At 67.4% G+C, this 21,774-nt stretch carries 14 protein-coding genes; 9 read left to right on the forward strand and 5 right to left on the reverse strand.

Annotated features, from left to right (window positions below):
- Window positions 1–49: 49 nt before the first annotated feature.
- From E5675_RS02635 to E5675_RS02670, 8 genes are all read left to right on the forward strand, one after another.
- On the forward strand, window positions 50–430 hold the full coding sequence (locus tag E5675_RS02635; protein WP_136173218.1) for an OsmC family protein: 381 nt from the start codon (window positions 50–52) through the stop codon (window positions 428–430).
- 50 nt (window positions 431–480) lie between these two features.
- On the forward strand, window positions 481–1,101 hold the full coding sequence (locus E5675_RS02640) for a TetR/AcrR family transcriptional regulator (protein WP_136173219.1): 621 nt from the start codon (window positions 481–483) through the stop codon (window positions 1,099–1,101).
- A gap of 405 nt (window positions 1,102–1,506) precedes the next feature.
- A complete protein-coding gene (locus E5675_RS02645; protein WP_136173220.1) occupies window positions 1,507–2,778 on the forward strand; it encodes an efflux RND transporter periplasmic adaptor subunit in 1,272 nt (423 codons plus the stop codon).
- Between the two features lie 154 nt (window positions 2,779–2,932).
- Window positions 2,933–6,121 carry a multidrug efflux RND transporter permease subunit gene (locus E5675_RS02650; RefSeq protein WP_136173221.1) on the forward strand — a complete coding sequence of 1,063 codons (3,189 nt, stop codon included), beginning with the start codon at window positions 2,933–2,935 and terminating at the stop codon, window positions 6,119–6,121.
- Window positions 6,122–6,135: 14 nt separating this feature from the next.
- The gene (locus tag E5675_RS02655) at window positions 6,136–7,542 is read left to right on the forward strand and encodes an efflux transporter outer membrane subunit (RefSeq protein ID WP_136176296.1); all 1,407 of its coding nucleotides are present in this window, start codon (window positions 6,136–6,138) and stop codon (window positions 7,540–7,542) included.
- A 95-nt stretch (window positions 7,543–7,637) separates the two neighbouring features.
- On the forward strand, window positions 7,638–8,975 hold the full coding sequence (locus E5675_RS02660; RefSeq protein ID WP_247594755.1) for a hypothetical protein: 1,338 nt from the start codon (window positions 7,638–7,640) through the stop codon (window positions 8,973–8,975).
- A 163-nt stretch (window positions 8,976–9,138) separates the two neighbouring features.
- The gene (locus E5675_RS02665; RefSeq protein WP_210727597.1) at window positions 9,139–13,845 is read left to right on the forward strand and encodes an NAD-glutamate dehydrogenase domain-containing protein; all 4,707 of its coding nucleotides are present in this window, start codon (window positions 9,139–9,141) and stop codon (window positions 13,843–13,845) included.
- A gap of 48 nt (window positions 13,846–13,893) precedes the next feature.
- Entirely contained in the window at window positions 13,894–14,751 is an 858-nt protein-coding gene (locus E5675_RS02670; RefSeq protein WP_136173222.1) for a hypothetical protein, read from the forward strand.
- On the opposite strand, the gene E5675_RS02675 is transcribed toward E5675_RS02670, so the two are convergent.
- On the reverse strand, window positions 14,736–14,981 hold the full coding sequence (locus tag E5675_RS02675; RefSeq protein ID WP_136173223.1) for a ribbon-helix-helix domain-containing protein: 246 nt from the start codon (window positions 14,979–14,981) through the stop codon (window positions 14,736–14,738). The genes E5675_RS02670 and E5675_RS02675 overlap by 16 nt on opposite strands.
- Window positions 14,982–15,091: 110 nt before the next feature.
- Between E5675_RS02675 and E5675_RS02680 the strand changes: the two genes are divergently transcribed.
- Complete coding sequence (locus E5675_RS02680; RefSeq protein ID WP_136173224.1) at window positions 15,092–15,838, forward strand: DUF4019 domain-containing protein; 747 nt, start codon at window positions 15,092–15,094, stop codon at window positions 15,836–15,838.
- 141 nt (window positions 15,839–15,979) lie between these two features.
- Here E5675_RS02680 and phbB read toward each other — a convergent pair whose 3' ends face one another.
- The 4 genes from phbB to E5675_RS02700 all read right to left on the reverse strand — a co-directional run bounded on the left by phbB (window position 15,980) and on the right by E5675_RS02700 (window position 21,747).
- Complete coding sequence (gene phbB / locus E5675_RS02685; protein WP_136173225.1) at window positions 15,980–16,702, reverse strand: acetoacetyl-CoA reductase; 723 nt, start codon at window positions 16,700–16,702, stop codon at window positions 15,980–15,982.
- Between the two features lie 86 nt (window positions 16,703–16,788).
- On the reverse strand, window positions 16,789–18,363 hold the full coding sequence (locus E5675_RS02690; RefSeq protein WP_136173226.1) for a DUF1963 domain-containing protein: 1,575 nt from the start codon (window positions 18,361–18,363) through the stop codon (window positions 16,789–16,791).
- A gap of 103 nt (window positions 18,364–18,466) precedes the next feature.
- Window positions 18,467–19,462, reverse strand: a complete 996-nt coding sequence (gene hemH / locus E5675_RS02695) for a ferrochelatase (RefSeq protein ID WP_136173227.1) — start codon at window positions 19,460–19,462, stop codon at window positions 18,467–18,469.
- A complete protein-coding gene (locus tag E5675_RS02700) occupies window positions 19,459–21,747 on the reverse strand; it encodes a molybdopterin cofactor-binding domain-containing protein (RefSeq protein ID WP_136173228.1) in 2,289 nt (762 codons plus the stop codon). The genes hemH and E5675_RS02700 overlap by 4 nt, the downstream gene beginning before the upstream one ends.
- Window positions 21,748–21,774: the final 27 nt, after the last annotated feature.

The following is a 21,774-nucleotide window of genomic DNA, read 5'->3' on the forward strand; positions in this document are numbered from 1 at the left end:
CCCTTGCAGCGGGAAAATAGCTTCCGGAACTAGACGGAAGGACAATCTGATGGCCCATGGAATCGCTCGCATCGGCAAGGATCATTATCGCACCGAGATCGAGGTCGGCGGCCACGCGCTGGTCGGCGACGAGGGGCCGGGACTTGGCGGGAAGAACCTGGGACCCGCGCCCTATGATTTCCTGCTTGCCGGGCTCGGCGCCTGCACCGCGATCACGCTGCGCATGTATGCCGACCGCAAGGACTGGCCGCTCGAATCGGTCGAGGTCGGGTTGAAGCTCGCCAATAAAGGCGGGCTGCGCATCGACCGGGTGCTGAGGATCGCCGGGCTCGACGAGGAGCAGAAGGCGCGGCTCGCCGACATTGCCGAACGGACGCCGGTCACGCTGACGCTGAAGGCCGGGCTGCCGATCGACACAAGCCTCGCCTGACCGGCGCGCCACTGGACATTTTGTCTCACCTCACTTATATACCAGCCGTTATGGAAATCGAAACCGCCCCAGCCTCCGCCCCGCACAAGGGCCGTCCGCGCGAATTTTGCGTCGATGCGGCGCTCGCGGCGGCGCTGCGCGTCTTCTGGTCGAAGGGCTATGAAGGCGCGTCGATGGCCGATCTGACCGAGGCGATGGGGATTACCAAGCCCAGCCTTTATGCCGCCTTCGGCAACAAGGAGGCGCTCTTCAATAAGGCACTCGATCTTTATGAGCGCGAAAAGGCTGACTATATGCACGCCGCGCTCGATGCGCCGACCGCGCGCGGCGTCGCCGAACGGCTGATGTACGGCGCGCTCGACATGTATACCTGTCCCGAGAATCCGAACGGCTGTCTTGGCGTGATCACCTCGGTCGCGTGCGGCGCGGAGGCGGAGTGCATCCGCGAGGCGGTGCTCGAACGCGGCGCCGCGGCGAAGCGCGCGATGCTCGAACGCTTCGCGCGGGCGAAGGAAGAGGGCGACTTTCCGCCCGACACCGACGCCGAAGGGCTTGCCGCCTTTCTGACCGCGGTCAATCAGGGCATGTCGGTGCAGGCGGGCGCGGGGGCGACGCGTGCCGAGCTCGAACGGCTGGTCGAAACCAGCCTGAAGCTGTGGCCGGGGCGTTAGAAGAAAAATTTTACTGCCCGGTACAGAATGCGCTTGACGCAGCGCAACATGACTTATATACCGTCTAGTATACAAAGTAGGCTCTCCCCCGAGACCGGCCGCCGCATGGCAAGAGCCATACGGCGGCCGGAAGTTTCTCCATCGAATATTTTCCCGGGAGCGGGTCTTGTTCCGGTCGGGCGCCCGGCGGCGTTCGCCCGCAAGATATAGACAGGGACCCCGCGCGCGCAGGGGATGCGTGCGACGGGACGGGGCGGTCTTCCTCTTCGAAGAGGCGCTCCGGCAACAAGGACCATGTGTGACACCAGCCGGGGGCGTGCGCTTCCGGCATCGGCCGCCTGCGCCCCCTCTCCCCCTCCCCCGGGGCGCAGGCAGCCGAAACGAACGAAAAGAAGAGGGCTATCCATGACCGTCCACACACCGATCGAAAAGCTCGACCCCGCCGATGCGAAGGTCCGCCGCGAACTCAAGACCCTGCTCCATCCCGGACGCGGCCGCCGCGCCGCGTGGATCGGCGCTTTCCTCGTGCTGATCGTCGGTGCTTGGTGGCTGCTTCGCGACGGCGCGCCGCCGGCGGCCGCCGCGCCCGCGCCGGTGCTCACGGTCGCCGCACCCATCGCGCGCGACGTGACCCTTTGGGATGAATATATCGGTCGCTTCGAAGCGTCGAAGGCGGTCGAAGTGCGCCCGCGCGTCTCGGGTGCGATCACCGCGATCCACTTCACCGACGGCCAGATCGTGCGCAAGGGCCAGCCGCTCTTCACCATCGATCCGCGTCCCTATCGCGCCGCGCTCGCCGAAGCGCGCGCGTCGGCGGCGAGCGCGCGAAGCGATCTTGCGCTCGCAAGGCTCGAACTCGACCGCGCCAGCCGCCTCGTCGACATCGAGGCGGTGTCGCAAAGCGAGATCGACCGCCTGCGCGCCCGCGTCAATGCGGCCAATGCGGCGCTCGCGGGTGCCGACGCCCGTATCGCGGCGCGCGCGCTCGACGTCGAATTCACCACCGTCCGCGCTCCCTTGAGCGGCCGCATTTCGGACCGCCAGATCGACGCGGGCAACCTCGTGTCGGCGGGCGATGCCGGCGGCACCTTGCTCACGACGATCAATGCGCTCGATCCGATCTATTTCACCTTCCAGGGGTCGGAGGCGCTGTTCCTCAAGACCAAGCGCGAGGGCGGACAGAAAGGCGCCGACGTCGAGGTCCGGCTGCAGGACGAAAATGATTATCGCTGGAAGGGCCGGATCGACTTCACCGACAATGGCCTCGATCCGCGGTCGGGCACGATCCGTGCGCGCGGCCGCTTCGACAATCCAGAGATGTTCCTGACCCCCGGCATGTTCGGAAACATGCGGCTGTCGACGGGCCAGACGGCGCGCGCGCTGCTCGTTCCGGCCGCCGCGGTGCAGACCGATCAGGCGCGCAAGATCGTCTATGTCGTCGGCAAGGACGGCATGGTCGCGGCGAAGCCGGTCGAGATCGGGCCCGAAGTCGATGGCCTGCGTGTCATTCGTTCGGGCCTGACACCGGCCGACCAGGTCGTCATCAACGGCTATCAGTTCGCACGTCCGGGCACCAAGGCGGTGACCAAGGTGGGCAAGATCGCCGCCGACGCGCCCGACAAGGCGGCGGCAGGCCCCAACGAGCCAGTGTCGGCGCAGGCGACCTTCGCGAAGTGATCATTCTTCTCCCCTCCCGCGTGCGGGAGGGGTCAGGGGAGGGCCTGTGGTCGCGCCCTCCCCGCTGCGACTAGCGAGCAAGCTCGCAAGTCTCGCTGCCCCTCCCGCACGCGGGAGGGGTGACCAGAACAGTTTTCCAGACAGGGGCTCTCCCATGCGCCTATCACGCTTCTTCATCGACCGGCCGATCTTCGCCGCCGTGCTCGCCGTCATCATCACCATCGTCGGTGCGGTCGCCTATATCGGGCTGCCCGTGTCGCAATATCCCGATATCGTCCCGCCCACGGTGACGGTGACCGCCAACTACCCCGGCGCGTCGGCCGAAACCGTCGCCGACACGGTGGCGGCGCCGATCGAGCAGGAAATCAACGGCGTCGACAATATGCTTTATATGAGCAGCCAGTCGACCGGCGACGGCAATGTCACGATCACCGTCACCTTCAAGATCGGTACCGACCTCGACGCCGCGCAGGTGCTCGTGCAGAACCGCGTCGCGATCGCGACCCCGCGCCTGCCCGAAACCGTGCAGCGTTTGGGCGTTGTGACGCGCAAGACATCGCCCGACTTTCTGATGGTCGTGAACCTCGTCTCGCCCGACAAGTCGCTCGATCGCGCCTATATCTCCAACTATGCGCTGACCCAGCTCCGCGATCGATTGAGCCGCATCGACGGTGTCGGCGACGTGCGGCTCTTCGGCAACCGCGACTATGCAATGCGCGTATGGATCGATCCCGGCCGTGCAGCCGCGCTCGACCTGACCGCGGGTGAGATCGTCGCCGCGCTCCGCCGCGAGAATGTGCAGGTTGCGGCAGGCACGCTCGGCCAGCCGCCCTATGCGAACGGGAGCGATTTCCAGCTCAACGTCGAAACGCAGGGCCGCCTCTCCGATCCCAAGGATTTCGCCAATATCGTCATCCGCAGCGATGCCGAGGGGCGGCAGGTCCGCGTCTCGGACGTCGCGCGCGTCGAACTCGGTGCGTCGGATTACAACAGCAACACCTATCTCTCGGGCGACCCGACCGTCATCATGGCGGTGTTCCAGCGCCCCGGTTCGAACGCGCTCGCCGCCGCCGAAGCGGTCGAGGCCGAAATGGCGGCATCGTCGAAGAATTTCCCCAAGGGCCTCGAATATCGCGTCATCTACAACCCCACCGAATTCATCGCCCAGTCGATCGACGCGGTGATGGACACGTTGCTCGAAGCCGTCGTGCTCGTCGTGATCGTGATCCTCGTTTTCTTGCAGAAGTGGCGCGCGGCGATCATTCCGGTGCTCGCGATCCCGGTGTCGCTGATCGGAACCTTCGCGGTGCTTGCGGCGGTCGGCTACAGCCTCAACAATCTGTCGCTCTTCGGGCTGGTGCTCGCGATCGGCATCGTCGTCGACGACGCGATCGTCGTCGTCGAAAATGTCGAGCGCAACCTCGAAAAGGGCATGTCCGCGCTCGAAGCCGCGCGCACTTCGATGGACGAGGTGTCGGCTGCCCTTGTCGCGATCGTGCTCGTGCTCTGTGCGGTGTTCGTGCCGACCTTATTCCTCACCGGCCTGTCGGGTGCCTTCTACCAGCAGTTCGCGGTGACGATCTCGACCGCGACGATCATCTCGCTGATCCTCTCGCTCACCCTGTCGCCCGCGCTCGCGGCGATCCTGCTGCGCGGCCATTCGGCGCCGGTGAACGAGGGCAGGGGCATGCAGATGCTCCGTCGCGCGGGCGACGCGTTCAACCGCGCCTTCGAACGGATGAGCGACGGCTATGCACGGCTGACCGGCCGGCTGGTACGCGCGCCGAGGAAGATGATGGTCTCCTACGCGGGCCTTATCGCTGCTACCGCGGCACTGTTCTGGGCGACGCCGACGGGCTTCATCCCGGCGCAGGACCAAGGCTATTTCCTCGTCGTTGCCAAGCTGCCCTCGGGCGCTTCGGTCGAACGCACCGACGAAGTGCTGCAAAAGGTCGCGCGGCGCGTGCTGCCCGTTGACGGCGTGCTCGGATCGGTGATGCTTGCGGGCTTCGACGGTCCATCGCAGACGCTCGCGCCCAACTCGGCCGCCGCCTACTTCCCGCTCAAATCCTTCGAGGAGCGCAAGAAACTCGGCGTCAAGTTCGAGGACATCATGGCCGAGGCGCAGAAGCGGACCGCCGACATCACCGAAGCGCAGATCGTGATCATCCCGCCGCCGCTGATCCAGGGGATCGGCTCGGCAGGTGGTTACCGGATGATCGTGCAGGATCGCGGCGGCCACGGCTATGCGGCGCTCGCGAACGAGGTGAACAATCTGATCGGCAAGGCGAACCAGACCCCCGGCCTTGCGAACGTCTTCACCTTCTTCGACCCGACCAATCCGCGCGTTTTCGCCGACATCGACCGGGCGAAGGCGAATGCGCTCGGCGTCCCGCCCGAGCGGGTGTTCGAGGCGCTGCAGGTCTATCTGGGCTCGGCGTTCGTGAACGACTTCAATTTGCTCGGTCGCACCTACCGCGTCACCGCGCAGGCCGATGCGCCATTCCGCCAGAGCGTCTCCGACATTGCCAATCTGCGCACGCGGTCGGATTCGGGTGCGATGGTGCCGATCGGGTCGGTCGCGAACTTCGAAGACCGCACGGGCCCCTACCGCGTCACGCGCTACAACCTCTTCCCAGCGGTCGAGATCGACGGCGACACCGCCCCCGGTTCGTCGTCGGGCGCGTCGCTGACGACGATGGAAAAGCTCGCATCCGAATCGCTGCCGGCGGGTTACGGCACCGAATGGACGGGCATCGCTTTCCAGCAAAAGGCGGCCGCGAACACCGCAGGGATCGTCTTCGCGCTCGCGGTGCTGTTCGTCTTCCTCGTGCTCGCGGCGCAATATGAAAGCCTCGTGCTGCCATTGGCGATCATCCTGATCGTGCCGATGTGTCTGCTCGCGGCCATGATCGGGGTGAATTTGCGCGGCATGGACAATAATGTCCTGACGCAGATCGGGCTCGTCGTGCTCATCGCGCTCGCGGCGAAAAATGCGATCCTGATCGTCGAATTCGCGAAACAGGCCGAGGAGCAGGATGGGCTGTCGCCGATCGACGCCGCAGTGCGCGCCGCGCGCGACCGCCTGCGCCCGATCCTGATGACGAGCTTTGCCTTCATCCTCGGCGCGGTGCCTCTGCTCATCGCGAGCGGGGCGGGCGCGGAACTGCGCCAGGCGCTCGGCACTGCGGTATTCTTCGGGATGCTCGGGGTGACGGCGTTCGGGCTTATCTTCACGCCGACCTTCTACGTCGTCTGCCGCGCGCTCGGCGACTGGTTCGCCGCGCGGCGCAAGCGCGGAGATGACGACCATGGCGCGGCGCTGCCCGTGCCCGCGGAATAAGGAGAAAAACAATGATGCTCCGCAACCTCGTCACCGCCGCATCGGCGCTCGCGCTCGCCGCTTGCGCCGTCGGCCCCGATTACAAGGCGCCGCAATCGGCCTCGGTGCCCGCCGCGACCGGCCCGTTCGTTTCGGCGAACGGCCCCGCGGTGTCGCTCGCGCCGGTCGCTGCCGACTGGTGGAGGCTTTATGATGATCCCGTGCTCGACGGCCTCGTTGCCGACGCGCTTTCGAACAACACCGACGTTCGTGTCGCGGTCGCAAACATAGCCAAGGCGCGCGCGGCGCTGCGGGGAGCCCGCTCCGATCGTTTGCCGCAGACGCAGATCGGCGCGGGGGCCAATTACGGCCGCAACCCCGAAGGCCAGCGCCTGCCCGGTGCGGATCGCGAGGATTGGACCGTCGATGTCGGTGCCAATATTTCCTATGAGGTCGACCTGTTCGGCCGCGTCAGTCGTTCGGTCGAAGCCGCGCGCGGCGACACCGAAGCCGCCGAAGCCAACGCCGATGCGGTGCGCGTCATCGTTGCCGCCGATACGACTCAAGCCTATGCGGACGCCGCCTCGGGCGCCGCCCGGCTCGATGTCGCGCGGCGGATCGTCGGCCTGCTCGATCAGCAGGTGAAGCTCACCGAGCGGCGCAAGGAGGTCGGCATGGCGACGGGGCTCGACCTTGCGCGCATCACGACGCTCCGCGATCAGCGCGCCGCAGACATTCCCTCCATCGAGGCCGAGCGGCAGGCGGCATTGTTCCGCCTCGCGACTCTGACCGGTCGCGCGCCCGCTGCGCTCCCCGCCATCGCGGGCGACCGCAACATCGGCCTCGAAATCACCGATCCCATCCCGGTCGGTGATGGGGCGGCGCTCCTGAAGCGCCGTCCCGACATTCGCGCCGCCGAGCGCCGCCTCGCCGCCGATACCGCGCGCATCGGGGTCGCAACCGCCGATCTTTATCCGCGCATCACGCTCGGCGGTTCGGTCGGCTCGACCGGCACGGGCTTCGGCGACATATTCGGCGGCGGTCCGCTGCGCTGGCTGCTCGGCCCATTGCTCAACTGGGCGTTCCCCAATCAGGAGCCCGCACGGGCACGGATCGCGGCGGCCGAGGCCGATACGCAGGCGTCGCTCGCCGAATTCGACGGCACAGTGCTGCGCGCGCTCGAGGAGACCGAGACGGCGCTCTCTTCATATGCACGGTCGCTCGAACAAAGGCAGGCGCTGCGCGCGGCGCGCGACCAGGCCGAACGCGCGGCGCGAATCGTGCGCGCGAAGCGGCAGGAAGGCGCGTCGGATTCGCTCGAATGGCTCGACGCCGAGCGCACCTTTGCCGAGACCGAAGCGGTGCTCGCGGCGCAGGACGGACAGATCTCGCGGCGCCAGGTCGCGCTGTTCCGCGCACTTGCGGGGGGCTGGTCGAGTTAAGGCCGCGCGGCCCGGTGCCGCGTCCCTGCCATCGTTTACGCCGCTTTTACCAGTCCCGGTGCATAAGATTTACCGATATTTATGGCTGGGGATAAATGATGGACAGCATGCGCGGACTGCTTTCGGGCAGCCACGACCAGGAGGATGGGGCGATCGATGCGCCCGCGTCGGTCGGCGTCGATGAACGGCGGATGCAGGTCCGAGCCTATAATTACTGGGCGTCGCTGCTCGGCGATCGCGCTTATCCTTCGGTTGAGGACCTTGATCTCGAGAGCGCCGATTTCGGGCCTTATTCGGTGCTGCTCGACTTTACCGCGGGCGTCGAAAATCCGGGCCTGGCCTATATTGGCGAGACCCTTCGTACCGAGTCGCACATCGACGAGGATGTCCATTATATCAGCCAGATTCCGGGCCGTTCGCTGCTGTCGCGGCTGACTGACCATTATCTCCAGATCATCGCCAACCGCGCGCCGATCGGCTTCGAAGCCGAGTATGAGAGCGATCGCGGCGTCACGATCATGTATCGCGGCATATTGCTGCCCTTTTCGTCCGACGACGACACGATCGATTTCATCATGGGCGTGATCAACTGGAAGGAAGCCGCCCCCGCCGATCAGGCCGAGGAATTGCAATTGTCGGTCGAACAAGCGCTACGCAGCGCCGCACCGCTGACTGCGCCGGTGCCGGTGTGGGCCGACGGCCCCGACTCGGGGCATCTGGGCGACGATGTCGACGCCGATGCCGCCCCCGGTTTTGCCGCGCTGCAGGGCGACGGCGACCTGTTCGCCGATATTCCTGCCGAGAGCGAAGTTCCGGGCGATCCCGGCGAGGATGCCGAACTCGCCGACTGGCTGGCGCTCGCGCGCGAAACCGCCGAGCGCGCGGTCGCCGCCGACAGCCGGAGTCGCGGCGCGCTCTATCAGGCGGTCGGCAAGGCGTGGGATTTCGCGCTGGCCGCCGAAGAGCAGCCCGAAGCCTTCGCCGAGCTGCTCGACGACGCCGGGCTGACGGTACAGGATCGCGCGCCGATGACGCCCGTCGTCAAGCTGGTGTTCGGCGCCTCCTATGACAAGACGCGGCTCGCCGAATATGCCTGCGTGCTCGGCCACGCAAAGGATGAGGCGGTCGGTCGCGGCGAACTCGCCGCCTATCTCGATCGCTATCCCGGCGGGCTCAAGGGTCTCGTCAAGGACGCGCGCGCGCGTCGCAAGCCGGCCGAGAGCGGCGAGCGCAAGGACGACAAGCTCGAAGCGCTGCGCCGCGCGCAGCCCGCACTGATCCTCGAACATGATGCCGGCGAGGCCGAATTCGTCGTGCTGATCGCGCGTGCGATGCCCGGCGGCCATATCGGGATCGTCGCCAAGGCGGCCGACGATCCGACGCTGGTCGCGAAGCTGGCGAAGAAGGCGGTCGCGATCGCGCCTGGCGCCTGATAGCGTTCACGCAACAGACAATCCCAAAATTGAAATATTTTTACGCAGGGCCGCGAACGAGGCCTTGAGCCGCGCGCCGCTCGGGCGCATAGGAGGCGCAGCGAACGGACCCCCGCCGATCGTCGGCTGGGATCCCCCTCTTTGGTTCGGGATGCTGCATTTTATGTCTCAGAAACTGTCCGATACGCCGGAAACGGACACGCCGACCCCCTCTACCGTCAAAATTCCCCCGAAAGTCGCCGCCGCCTATCTGGACGCGCTCGCCGGCAGCGCGCTGCCGGGCGAGGGCGACGATATGGACAAGGCCGCGCTGACCGACGCGAGCCAGTTCGCGGCGCGCGCCGCGCTCGACCGTGCCGCCGAAACGCCCTCGCTGCTGCTCGAACCGATTGCCGCCGACGGTACCGACCGCCGCATGCGGCTCGCTATCATCAACGACGACATGCCCTTCCTCGTCGATTCGACCTCGCAGGCGGTCGCCGCGCAGGGGCTTGCCGTTCACCGCATCCTTCACCCCGTCGTCGCGGTGAAGCGCGATGCGAAGGGGCATCTGCAGGAAGCCGGCGAAGACGGATCACGCGAGTCGGTCATCTATATGGAGCTTGAGCGCGGCGACGCGCGCGCGCGCCGGCGCCTGCTCGACGGCCTCGAAGCGGCACTGCGCGACGTTCGCGCCGCGGTGCGCGACTGGCGAGCGATGCGCGCCGCGATGCTCGCCGACGCCGCGATGCGCGTCGAAGGCGAAGGCGCCGAGCTGCTGCGCTGGTTCGAGGGCGGATCGATGACCCAGCTCGGCCACGAATGGCGGACGCGCGACGGCAAGCCACAGGATCCGCTGGGCATCAGCGAGAGCAGCGACAGCCAGCTCCTGTCGCCCGCGGCGCTCGAAGCCGCATTTGCCTGGTTCGACAAGGGAGGGCATGCGCCGCTGCTGATCAAATCGAACCGGCTGTCGGCGGTCCATCGCCGCGTGCTGCTCGACCTCGTCGTCGTCCCCGAACTCAAAGGCAAAAAGGTCGAACGCCTGTCGATCCACGCCGGTTTGTGGACCAGTCAGGCGCTGTCGACGCCGCCCGCCAAGGTACCGGTGCTGCGCGCGCAGCTCGAAGCCTTGATGACGAAATTCGGCTTCGATCCTACCGGCCATGCGGGCAAGGCGCTCGCCCATGCGCTTACCGCGTTGCCGCACGACCTGTTGATCGCGTTCGACAGCGCCTCGCTCGAGGAACTGGTGCTGACCTCGATGTCGATTACCGACCGGCCCCGGCCGAAGCTGGTGATGGTGCGCAGCGCGCTCGGTCGGCATCTGTTCGCCTTCGTCTGGCTGCCGCGCGACGAGGTATCGACCGGACGCCGCATCGCGGTCGAGGCGATGCTGGTGCGCGAAGCGAAAGCCGGGGTGATCGGCTGGACGATGGTGCTCGAGGATGGCGGCGCGGCGCTGCTACGCTACACGCTCGACCTGCGCAGCGGCGGCGTCGTCCCCGACACCGAGGCGCTGGGCGCGCAGCTCGAACAGATGGTGCGCGGCTGGCAGCCCGAAGTCGAGGCGGCGCTGGCGAAGCGCGGTGATCCGGGCCGCGCCGCAGCGCTCGCGGCGCGCTTCGCGCCCGCCTTCCCGCCCAACTACCGCAACCTCTATAATCCCGAGGAAGCGGCGCGCGACATCTTGCGGTTGCGCGACCTCGATGCCGACAATCCGCGCAGCGTCCGCCTCGCGAAAAAGAGCCTCGACGGCGACGATCGCCTGCGGCTGAAGGTCTACAGCGCCGCCGGTCCGCTGGCGCTGTCCGACGTCGTCCCCGCGCTCGAACATTTCGGGTTCGAAGTGCTCGAGGAAATTCCGACCGCGCTCGTCCCCGCGCGCCCTGCCGGCGCCGACGGCGACGACGACCTGCCGATCGTGATCCACGATTTCACCTTGCGGCTGCCCGCGAATGTCGACGAGCTGGCGCTGCTTCCCTATGCCGAAGTGCTCGAAGGCGCGATCGCCGCGGTGCTTGACGGCCGCGCCGAAAATGATGCGTTCAACGAGCTGGTGCTGACGAACCAGACCGACCCGCGCGCGATCATATGGCTGCGCGCCTGGTTCCGCTACATGCGCCAGGGTGGTTCGGCCTATGGTATGGACACGGTGGTCAGCGCGCTGCGCCACGCACCCAAGCTGACGGCGGCACTGATCGAGCGTTTTCGCGCGCTCCACGACCCCAAGGCGCGCGATGCGAAGCGCGCCGAGGCGCTCGCCGATGAAATCCTTGCCGACTTCGCCGACATCAAGTCGATCGACGAGGATCGCATCCTGCGCCTGTTCCACGCCGTGATCGGCGCGACGCTGCGCACCAACGCCTTTGCGCCCGCCGCCGAGGAAGCGCTGGCGTTCAAGATCGACAGCGCGCAGGTTCCCGGCCTGCCCAAGCCGCTGCCCTGGCGCGAGGTGTGGGTCTATTCGCCGCGGGTCGAGGGCATTCACCTGCGCGCCGGCCCGGTCGCGCGCGGCGGCCTCCGCTGGTCCGACCGCCGCGACGACTTCCGCACCGAAATCCTCGGTCTCATGAAAGCGCAACGCGTCAAGAATGCCGTGATCGTGCCGACCGGCGCGAAGGGCGGATTCTATCCCAAGGCGCTCCCCGACGTGTCGCTCGACCGCGACGCGTGGTTCGCCGAAGGCACCGAATGCTATCGCATCTTCATCCGCTCGCTTCTGTCGATCACCGACAATCTGGTGGGCGGCAAGGTCGTGCATCCGAAGGGCGTGGCGATCCTCGACGGCGACGACCCCTATTTCGTCGTCGCCGCCGACAAGGGGACCGCGACCTTCTCCGACGTCGCCAACGCGCTCGCGATGGAGCGCGACTTCTGGCTCGGCGATGCCTTCGCGAGCGGCGGGTCGAAAGGCTATGATCACAAGGCGATGGGCATCACCGCCAAGGGTGCGTGGATTTCGGTCCAGCGCCACTTTGCCGAAATGGGCGTCGATGTGCAGACCGATACGATCCGCGTCGTCGGCTGCGGCGACATGTCGGGCGACGTGTTCGGCAACGGCATGCTGCTGTCGAAGGCGATCAAGCTTTGTGCCGCCTTCGATCACCGCCACATCTTCCTCGACCCCGACCCCGATCCCGCGAAAAGCTGGAAGGAACGCGATCGGATGTTCGCGCTGCCGCGATCGAGCTGGGATGATTATGACAAGAAACTGATCTCGAAGGGCGGCGGCGTCTTCCCGCGCAGCCAAAAGAGCATTCCGCTCTCTCCCGAAGTGCAGGCGCTGCTCGGCCTGTCGGTCGGCGAAATCGACCCCGGCTCGCTGATCTCGGCGATCCTGAAAGCGCCGGTCGACCTGCTCTGGTTCGGCGGCATCGGCACCTATGTCAAAGCCGCGAGCCAGAACAATGCCGAGGTCGGCGATCCCGCCAACGACGCGCTGCGCGTCGATGCCGAGGATCTGCGCGTCCGCGCCGTGGGCGAGGGGGCGAACCTCGGCACCACCCAGGCGGCGCGTATCGCCTTCTCAGCGAAGGGCGGCCGCATCAACACCGACTTCATCGACAACAGCGCCGGGGTCGATTGCTCGGATAATGAGGTCAACATCAAGATCGCGCTGAACCGCGAGATGGCCGAAGGTCGCCTCGGCCAGGACGAGCGCGACGCGCTGCTCGTCCGGATGACCGATAATGTCGCCGACCTCGTGCTCGAGGATAACCGGCTGCAGGCGCTCGCGCTGTCGATCGCCGAAAAGGGCGGATCGGCGGCGGTGCCATCGCTGGTGCGGATCATGGAGACGTTCGAGGGCTCGGGCCGGCTCGACCGCAAGGTCGAGGGGCTCGCGGCGAACGACGAACTGCTGCGCCGCGCGGGCGAAGGACGCGGGCTGACGCGCCCCGAACTCGCGGTGCTGCTCTCGACCGCGAAGCTCGCGCTGCAGGACGCGATCGAGAATAGCGACCTGCCCGACGATCCGGCGCTGGCGAGCGATCTCGCCGCGGCCTTCCCCGATGAGATGCAGCGCGACTTCGCGCAGGCAATCGCTGATCACCAACTGCGCCGCGAGATCATCGCGACGAAGATTGCGAACCGCATCATCAACCGCATGGGTATCGTCCACCCGTTCGAGCTGGTCGAGGAGGAGGGCTGCGCGCTCGGCGACATCGCCGCGGCGTTCGTTGCGGTCGAACGATTGCTCGAAATGCCGGCGATCTGGGATGCGCTCGACGAAGCGAAGATCGACGAGGGCGTTCGCCTGTCGCTCTTCGCGCAGGCGGCGTCGGCGATGGCTTCGCAGATGGCGGACCTGCTGCGCGTCACCCAGACGCTGTCGCAGGCCGGGCCGGTCGTGGCGCGGCTCGAGCCGGGCGTCGACCGCCTGACCGCGGGCGTCGACGCGCTGCTCAGCCCCTCGGTCAAGCGCCAGTGGGACATGCTCGCCCAGCAACTGCTCGACGCTGGCGCGCCCGAAACGCTGACTTCAGCAGTCGTCCGCCTGTTCAAGACCGACGGCGCGATCGGCATCGTCGACCTTGCCGAACGGCGCGGCGACGACGAGGTCGCGGTGACACGCGCCTTCACCCATTTGGGCGAAGCGCTGGGGCTCGACTGGGCGCAGACGCTGGCGGCGCATATGAGCCCCGCCGATCCGTGGGAGCGCCTGCTCGTCAACAGCCTCGCGCGCGATTTCCAGCAGATGCGGCTGGCCTTTCTTGGCCAATTGCCGAAGGGCGATCTCGACGCTGCGGTGACCAAATGGCTGACCGACCATGCCCCGCGCGTCGAGCAGTTCCGGGCGACCGTCGACCGGGCGCGGATGATTCCGAACCCCAATGGCGCGATGCTGTCGCACATCGCTGGACAGGCGCGCGGATTGTTGGCGCGGTAACCAAATAGGGCCCTCCCCTGAAGGGGGCTTCAGGAAAGCTTCCCCTCCATGCCCTTCCAGCCCCGCGTCGCGATCCTCGTCCCGGCGCCCGATTATGAAGAAAAGTGGCAGCCCGCCTTTGCGCGCAAGGTGGCGGCACTGACCGCGGCCGGGCTAATCGTCGAGCAGCGCGTCTGGACCGATCCGGGCGATCTTGCGGGTTACGATCTGGTGTTGCCGCTCTTCGCTTGGGGGTATCAGCGCGAGGTTGTGACTTGGTATGCCTTGTTAGACCGGCTCGAGGCCGAGGCTCTGCCGGTGGTCAATCCCGTGCCGGTGCTGCGCTGGAACAGCGACAAGGCCTATCTCGCCGAACTCGGCGCCAAGGGCGTCGCGGTAGTGCCGACGGTCGAAGTCGCCGCGCTCGACGATGCGCGGCTCGCCGAAGCGATGGCCGAACTCGAGGTCGATGAAGTCGTGATCAAGCCGGCGATCTCGGGCGGCGCCGACGGCACGCACCGCATGGCGCCCGGCGCGCCGATCCCCGCCGACGCACTCGGCCAACGCCGACTCGTCCAGCCGCTGATGCCCGGCATCCTCACCGACGGCGAATATTCGCTTTTCTTCTTCGCCGGCAAATTCAGCCACGCGATCGTCAAGCGCCCCGCATCGGGCGATTTTCGCGTGCAGGAACAGTTCGGCGGGCGCGAGACGATGTGGGACGCGAGCGACGCGGCGCGGGCCCTCGCCGCCGCCGCGTTGGCGGCCGCGCCCGCGCCGCCGGTCTATGCGCGCGTCGACATGATCGGCGACGCGGCGGGGGTGTTGCACATCATGGAACTCGAACTGATCGAGCCCTCGCTGTTCCTGCACCATGCGTCCGACAAGGGCGCGGCGTTCGGGTCGGCCGTCTACGGCGCCATCTGACCGGATCGAATGCGCCACAGCCACTGCCGGATCGCCGAGGTCAGGTTCGGTGGGTCGTCCGCCTCCATCCGCTCGACATCGATCCGCGCGACGAGCGCGTTGACCGGTAACGCCAGCCGCGCCGCTTCGGCCTCGAGCGCGTCCCAGAAGACGGGTTCGAGGCTGATCGAGGTCGGATGGCCGGCGATCGTCACCGAACGTTTGACCGGAGGATGAAGCGGCGGCGCCATGACCCGGATTTATAGCGCCTGTCCGGCGAGGGGTACGATTTATTTGGGGGTGACCGCGATTCGGGCGGCGCATAGATTGGTGCGCCAATGGAAGCGAAACAGGCACGCCGATGACCTCGGGAATCCACACCCTCACCGAAAAGGAGAAAGAGACGCTGCGCCTGCTCGTGGACGGCCACGACGCGAAATCGATGGCGCGGCATTTGGGGCTGTCGGTCCATACGATCAACGAAAGGCTGCGCGACGCGCGGCGCAAGATGGCGGTGTCGAGCAGTCGCGAGGCGGCGCGGCAGCTGCGCGAGATCGAGCACCGGCTCCCCGAAAAATTGGCGGACAAGGCTTTGGGGGAAGCCGAGGCGGTACCCGGCGTGGAAGACAGGCCGACACCCGCCGAGGCGCCCCGCATGGTGCGGCCGCTCGGCTGGCTCGTTGGAGGTCTTCTGATGTCGCTTACCCTGGCTCTGTTCGCTCTTTCCTCTATGACCGGCACCTCCGATACGCCTGCGGCGGCGCCCTCGACCGCGCCAGCCGAAAGCGCCGCGGTCGCGGCGGCGCGCGACTGGCTCGCGCTGGTCGAGAAAGGCGACTGGAACGGGAGCTGGGAGGCGACCGGCCAGTCGTTCAAGGCGCTCAACTCGGTTGAGACCTGGGCGCGGGTCGCAAGCCAAGTGCAGGGGCCGCTGGGCGCCGTGAAGTCGCGGGTGCTGATGAGCGAAGAGGCGGTGCCCGCGCCGCCCTATGGCTATCAGATGGTCAAGTTCCGCACCGACTATGCCAACAAGGCGGGCACGATCGAGACGCTGTCGCTGGTGCGCGAGGGCGGAAGCTGGCGCGTCGTCGGAGTGACGGTGGAGTAACCCTGCCGTTACAGTTCCATCGTCATTCCCGCGTAGGCGGGAATCCACCTTTTCCCTCTTCGTATCTTGCTGGAACCCCGCCTACGCGGGAATGACGGATAGCGGATATGGGGAGGTCCGATCAGACCTCCCCTGCGACCGTCAATACATATGCTGCCCGCCATTAATCGACATCGTCGATCCGGTGACGAAGCCCGCATCCTCGCTGCACAGGAACGCCACGCCGCGCGCAATCTCGTCGGCCTGCCCCAGACGCCCGACCGGGATTTTCGCGACGATCTTTTCGAGCACCGGCGCGGGGACCGCGGCGACCATGTCGGTATCGATATAGCCCGGGGCGATCGCGTTCACCGTGACGCCCTTCTTCGCGCCTTCCTGCGCGAGCGCCTTGGTAAAGCCGTGGATGCCCGACTTGGCGGCGGCGTAATTGACCTGGCCATATTGGCCCGCCTGCCCGTTGATCGATCCGATGTTGACGATGCGGCCCCAGCCGCGCTCGACCATGCCGCCAAAGGTCGCTTTCGCCATGTTGAAACAGCCACCGAGGTTGACGCGCATCACGTCGTCCCAATCGTCGTAGCTCATGCGCGCGAGCGTGCCGTCGCGGGTGATGCCGGCGTTGTTGACGACGATGTCGATCGCGCCGAATTCCTCGGCGATGGCGGCGCAATTGTCGAGGCACGCCTGATGGTCGCCGACATCCCATTTGCGCGCGGCGATACCGGTGCGCTCGGTGAACTCGCGCGCCTTTTCGTCATTGCCGGCATAGTTGGCGACGACGGTGACGCCCTGTTCCTTCAGTTTCAGCGAAATCGCTTCCCCGATGCCGCGGCTGCCGCCGGTGACGATTGCGATGCGTGCCATAAATCAAGCTCTCCCACTGCGTTATCGCATCATGATTAGGCCGCGGCACGGGCCCCCGCAAGTTGACCGGAACGTCAATCGCAAAGCTATTCAGGAAGGCGTAGGGTCTGGCTGCCGAGCTGCGCCCGCGCCTTCGAAAAATTCCCGATCGCCAGATCGGCCCGGTCGATCGTCACGACCAGATCGGCGTCGTCGCCGAATCTCCGGCTCATCAGCCCGCTGCTCGGCAGTTCGAGCAACATCACGTCGCGGCCGGCGTCAAAACCGGGCAGGGGGCGGAGCGGTTCGCCGCCCATTCCCGCCATCTCGGACGCCGCCATCGCACGCCACCGGGGTTCATAGAATGCGCGCGCCGGCGCCGATAGATTGTCGGGATTGGCGCACCAGGCGTGCTTCGCGCGATCGAACAGAATCGTCCGATAGTCCTGAACCCACAGGTCGGCGCCGGGGCGATGCGTCGTCAGCGGCAGCGTGGCTATCTCGATCCGCGTGGCGCCCGTTTCGGGGTCGACGGCGCGAACCGTCCGCGCCCAGCGAATCGCGTGCAGCGCCGCCATCACAGCGGTCGCGTCGCCAGGCGAGAAGCTGTCGCGCGCCGCGCTGTCGTGGACGATTCCGATGATCTCGCGCGCGCGTTCGCAGGCGTCGCGGTTGATCGCGGCGCACCGGTTCGATGCCTCGTCATCGTCCGTGTCCGTCGCCGCTTCCTGTTCGAGCCCGCCGAGCCGCATTTCGAGCAGCGCGACCATTGCGGTCATGCTGCCCCAGTCGAAGGGATGGAAGGCGGGATCGGCGATGTCGTAGCCGCGGTCGGCGCGCTCGCCGCCCGCCACCTCGGCATCGCCCGCGTCGCGTGGATCGGCGTCGCCCGCGCGCACGGCGACCAGATCGACCGGCCATTCGGGAAAGGCGCGGATCGCGAAGGGCGCCAGATCGCCGTGGTCGAGGCCGCCATGCGGGCCGAACCAGCCTTCGGCATCGTTGAGCGTGAACGGGGGCAGGGCGGGGACGCCGGTCTCGCGAAGGTGGAGGACGCGCACCTCGGGCTTGCGGCGATGGATGAAGAAAGCGAGCGCCCCCTCGCGCGGCCCCAGCCCGCCCCACAGATCGGCGGGCAGGTCGGTGCAATCGATCTGCGCCAGGAAATCGGCCGGCTGGTCGTCGATCCTCGGCCACTCCATGCCCGCGGCGAGCCGCGGGCGGCCGCCAAGCCAGCTGTTGGTCGAAATCGCATCGCGCGGGGGAACCTGGGGGAGGAGCCGAAGCGCGACGGTTTCGGCCTCGTCGTGCTCGATACGGTTCGCCTGCTCCGCGACATCGGAAGCGAGCGTTTCGAGCGTCGTTTCGATCGCGACAGGCGATTCGGCCTCCAGGGGCGCAGCGGCGTCGGGTGCAGGGTCATAACCGCTCTCATCGACGATTTCGGGCGGCGTCTGGCGGCGGATCCGCGCGAGCCGCGACGGCGAGATTTCGACATCGTCGGGCGCGGCTTCGGCCCGGCGCGACAGTTTCGGCAAGCGATATTCGCGCGTCGCGGGCGCCGGGCCCGGCGCCGCCGCGGCGGAGCGCGGATGCCGCGACCGCCAGATGGCATAGGCAAGTCCGACGAAAGCCAGCGTGACTCCGGCCAGCGTCAATGCCGCCGTCAGAATCTGGTCCATCGCCTGTCTCCATATGCGCAGGGGTCACGCCCTTTTAGCGCCGCGCCGGATCAATTTAGCACATGGTCCTAAACAGTTGGTAAGCAGCGCGCGCGCGGGACGGTCAGAGCCATCCCGCAAGTTCGCGCCGTACCAGCGTTTCGATCGTCGCCATGCCCGGCGCATCGGCATTGAGGCAGGGGAGATAAGCGAAATTCCGCCCCCCCGCATCGGCGAATTGCTGTTTGCCGCGAATCGCGAGTTCTTCGAGCGTTTCGAGGCAGTCGGCGGCGAAGCCCGGGGCGAAGATCGCAACGCTCTTGTCCGCTCTCCCAAGCGTCTCGAGCCGCGTGTCGGTTGCGGGTTCGAGCCATTTGGCGCGGCCGAAGCGCGACTGGAACGCGACCTCGACCGGGCGCCCGAGCCTTTCGGACAGCAGGCGAGCGGTCTTTTGGCACTGGCAATGATAGGGATCGCCCAGCTGCAAAGTGCGCTCGGGCATGCCGTGGAAGCTCGCGAGCAGCACGTCGGGCGCGAAATCGAGCGCGGCCAGCCCCGACGCCACCGACGCCCCGAGCGCGTCCAGATAGGCGGGATCGTCGTGATAGGGCGGCAGAAAGCGCAGCGTGGGTTGCCACCGCAGCGTCTTCAGATGATCGCCCACCGCATCGACCACGGTCGCGGTCGTCGCGGCGCAATATTGCGGATAGAGCGGCGCGACCAGGATGCGGCGGCATCCCGCCGCGACCAGCGTGTCGATCGCCGGACCGATCGCGGGCTCGCCATAGCGCATCGCATGCGAGACCACCGCCGCTTCGCCCAGGGCGCGCTGCAGCGCCTCGCTTTGCGCACGCGTGATCGCGGCGAGCGGCGACCCTTCGTCGGTCCACACCTGCGCATAGGCGTGCGCCGATTTTTTCGGCCGGGTGGTCAGGATGAGGCCGCGCAGGATCGGCTGCCACAGGATCTGCGGGATTTCGACGACGCGGCGGTCGGACAGGAACTGGGCGAGGTAGCGCCGCACCGAGCGCGCATCGGGCGCGTCGGGGGTGCCGAGGTTGACGAGCAGCACGCCGATACGTTCCGCCGCGACGACGGGATGATCGGTCGGCAAGCTCACAGCGGATGCGCCGACAGCGGGATGCGACGAATGCGCCGTCCGGTGGCGGCGAACATCGCGTTGGCAATCGCGGGCGCGACGACCGGGACGCCGATCTCGCCGAGCCCGCCCGGTTCGCGGTCGCTCTCGACGAACTCGACCAATATTCGCGGCGTCTGCGCCAGCCGCGGCAGGCCGAGCTGGCCCAGCTTGCGCGCGGTCGCGAGGCCGCCTTGATAATCGGTGGTCGCGCCGACCGCGGCGGCGAGGCCGAAGATCAGCCCGCCCTCGACCTGCTGGCGTGCGATCGCCGGATTGACGAGCCGCCCCGCATCGACGACCGCGACCAATTGTTCGACCTGCAACCCCTTGTCGCTTTGCCGCGCGGTCGCCATCAGCGCGATATGGCTGCCGCGCATCGAGTGGCAGGCAAGGCCCTGCGCGCTCCCCGGCAAGCCGCCCTCCCAGCCGCCGATGCTGGTCGCGGTGAGCAGGCAGCGCGCGAGCAGCGGCGCGTCGCCGAGCATCGCCATGCGATAGGAAAGCGCGTCGCTTCCCGCCCGCGCCGCCATTTCGTCGATGAAGCATTCGGTGAAAAAGGCCGTGTAGCTGTCGGCGTTGCCGCGCCAGCGCCCGGTCGGCAGCCCGATGTCGGCGGGGCAATGGTCGACCGCGCGGTGCGGGATCGCATAGCGCGTCATCGCCCCCTCGACCGCGGCGGCGTCGGAGCGGCCCGCGGCGGTGCGCTGCGCTTCGTCGGCGGGGCTATTGTCGAACAATCGCGCGCGAACCTCGTGATTGGTCGCGGGCACCGCGATGCGCGCCACCAGCGCGTCGATCCCGCCCGCGGCGTTGAGCGTCGCGGTGAGTTTCGCGCGCGCGGGCGCACGTGGCGGCAGACGCATGATCTCTTCGGCGCGCGACCAGGCGAGCTGGACCGGTCGTTTCACCTGCAGCGCGATAATCGCCGCCTGCACCGCGACGCTGTGGTCGAGGCAGGCGTCGAACGACCCGCCCGCCATCATCGGAAACAGGGTGACGTTGGCGGGCGCCAGCCCGGTCGCGCGGGCGACCGCGTCGCGACACTGCTTGGGCGCCTGCGTCGCAACCCAGAGGCGCAGCCCGTCGCGGTCGGGCGCGGCGGTCGCGGTGCGCGTTTCGATGGGTGCGTGGAGCGCCGGGGCGACGGCATATTCGGCGGCGATCCGGTTGCGCCCTTCCATCGCCTCGCCCACGTCGCCCTCGCTCGCGATGCGATAGCCGTCACCCTTCAGCGCCGCCTTTAGCGCCGCGTTGATCCTGTCGGTCGAAATCGGCGTGCCTTCGGTCTCGAACACCGGCGCGAAATGGTCGAGCGCGTTGTTCGCCGCCCACCAGTTGCGCGCGACGGTCGCGACCCAGCGGTCGTGCGTGACGACATGCAGCAGGCCGGGCGACGCCATCCCGCGCTTGCGATTGATGTCCTTCAGCCGCGTCGCGCCGAGCGGCCCCTGCCGGATCGCGGCGAAGACCATGTCGGGAAGGCGGATGTCGCCGGCATAATTGGCCGACCCGTCGATCTTTGCCGGCAGGTCGAGCCGCGTCAATTCCTTGCCATAGAGCGGGTCGGCGCTCGATGCGCGATAGACGGGCTCGGCAGGCGGGTCGAGCAGCGCCGCCGCCGCCGCGACCTCGCCGAAACGCAGCCTTTTCTTGCCGTGAAGGACGAAACCGTCCTGTGTGTCGCATTCTTCCCAGTCGGCGTCCCAGCGATCGGCGGCCGCCATCATCAACAGCGCACGCGCCTGCGCCGCCGCCGCGCGGCACGGGCCTTCGAACATGCGGACCGACGAACTGTTCGCAGTCAGCATCACCGCGCCTCGCACCGCCCATTCGCGGCGCGCCCAGCTGCGTACATCGGACACGAAATCGGGGACGCCTGCCCGCGGCGTAAAGACCGCGCTATCCTCGTCGACGAGCAGCGTATTGGCATAAAGCGGACTGATCGGCGCAGTTTCGACCGCGATCGTCCGCCAGTCGGCGCCGAGTTCGTCGGCCATGATCTGCGGCAGCAGCGTCGTGACGCCTTGCCCCATTTCGCATTGCGGGACGATCGCGCTGATATGGCCGTCGTCGCCGATTTTCAGAAAGGCGTTGAAAATATGCTCGTCAGGCGCGGCGGTCAGATTGGGCTGGTAATCGCGCGGCCACAAGCTCCACGCGATGGCGAGCCCGCCCGCCGCGGTCGCGCCGATCAGCATCTGGCGGCGGCTGACCTGCGGCACGCGCGATGTCTTTTTCCCTACAGTGTCGCGAATGCCCACCATGCCCGCTGCTGATAGTCGGCGCGAGTC

Origin of the sequence: Sphingopyxis sp. PAMC25046 (assembly GCF_004795895.1) — a bacterium.
Taxonomy (GTDB): domain Bacteria; phylum Pseudomonadota; class Alphaproteobacteria; order Sphingomonadales; family Sphingomonadaceae; genus Sphingopyxis.

What these genes read in the sequence shown, in the direction of transcription:
- E5675_RS02635 (WP_136173218.1), top strand. Translation starts at nt 50, where the DNA reads ATGGCCCATGGAATCGCTCGCATCGGCAAGGATCATTATCGCACCGAG.
- E5675_RS02640 (WP_136173219.1), top strand. Translation starts at nt 481, where the DNA reads ATGGAAATCGAAACCGCCCCAGCCTCCGCCCCGCACAAGGGCCGTCCG.
- E5675_RS02645 (WP_136173220.1), top strand. Translation starts at nt 1,507, where the DNA reads ATGACCGTCCACACACCGATCGAAAAGCTCGACCCCGCCGATGCGAAG.
- E5675_RS02650 (WP_136173221.1), top strand. Translation starts at nt 2,933, where the DNA reads ATGCGCCTATCACGCTTCTTCATCGACCGGCCGATCTTCGCCGCCGTG.
- E5675_RS02655 (WP_136176296.1), top strand. Translation starts at nt 6,136, where the DNA reads ATGCTCCGCAACCTCGTCACCGCCGCATCGGCGCTCGCGCTCGCCGCT.
- E5675_RS02660 (WP_247594755.1), top strand. Translation starts at nt 7,638, where the DNA reads ATGATGGACAGCATGCGCGGACTGCTTTCGGGCAGCCACGACCAGGAG.
- E5675_RS02665 (WP_210727597.1), top strand. Translation starts at nt 9,139, where the DNA reads ATGTCTCAGAAACTGTCCGATACGCCGGAAACGGACACGCCGACCCCC.
- E5675_RS02670 (WP_136173222.1), top strand. Translation starts at nt 13,894, where the DNA reads ATGCCCTTCCAGCCCCGCGTCGCGATCCTCGTCCCGGCGCCCGATTAT.
- E5675_RS02675 (WP_136173223.1), bottom strand. Translation starts at nt 14,981, where the DNA reads ATGGCGCCGCCGCTTCATCCTCCGGTCAAACGTTCGGTGACGATCGCC.
- E5675_RS02680 (WP_136173224.1), top strand. Translation starts at nt 15,092, where the DNA reads ATGACCTCGGGAATCCACACCCTCACCGAAAAGGAGAAAGAGACGCTG.
- phbB (WP_136173225.1), bottom strand. Translation starts at nt 16,702, where the DNA reads ATGGCACGCATCGCAATCGTCACCGGCGGCAGCCGCGGCATCGGGGAA.
- E5675_RS02690 (WP_136173226.1), bottom strand. Translation starts at nt 18,363, where the DNA reads ATGGACCAGATTCTGACGGCGGCATTGACGCTGGCCGGAGTCACGCTG.
- E5675_RS02700 (WP_136173228.1), bottom strand. Translation starts at nt 21,747, where the DNA reads ATGGTGGGCATTCGCGACACTGTAGGGAAAAAGACATCGCGCGTGCCG.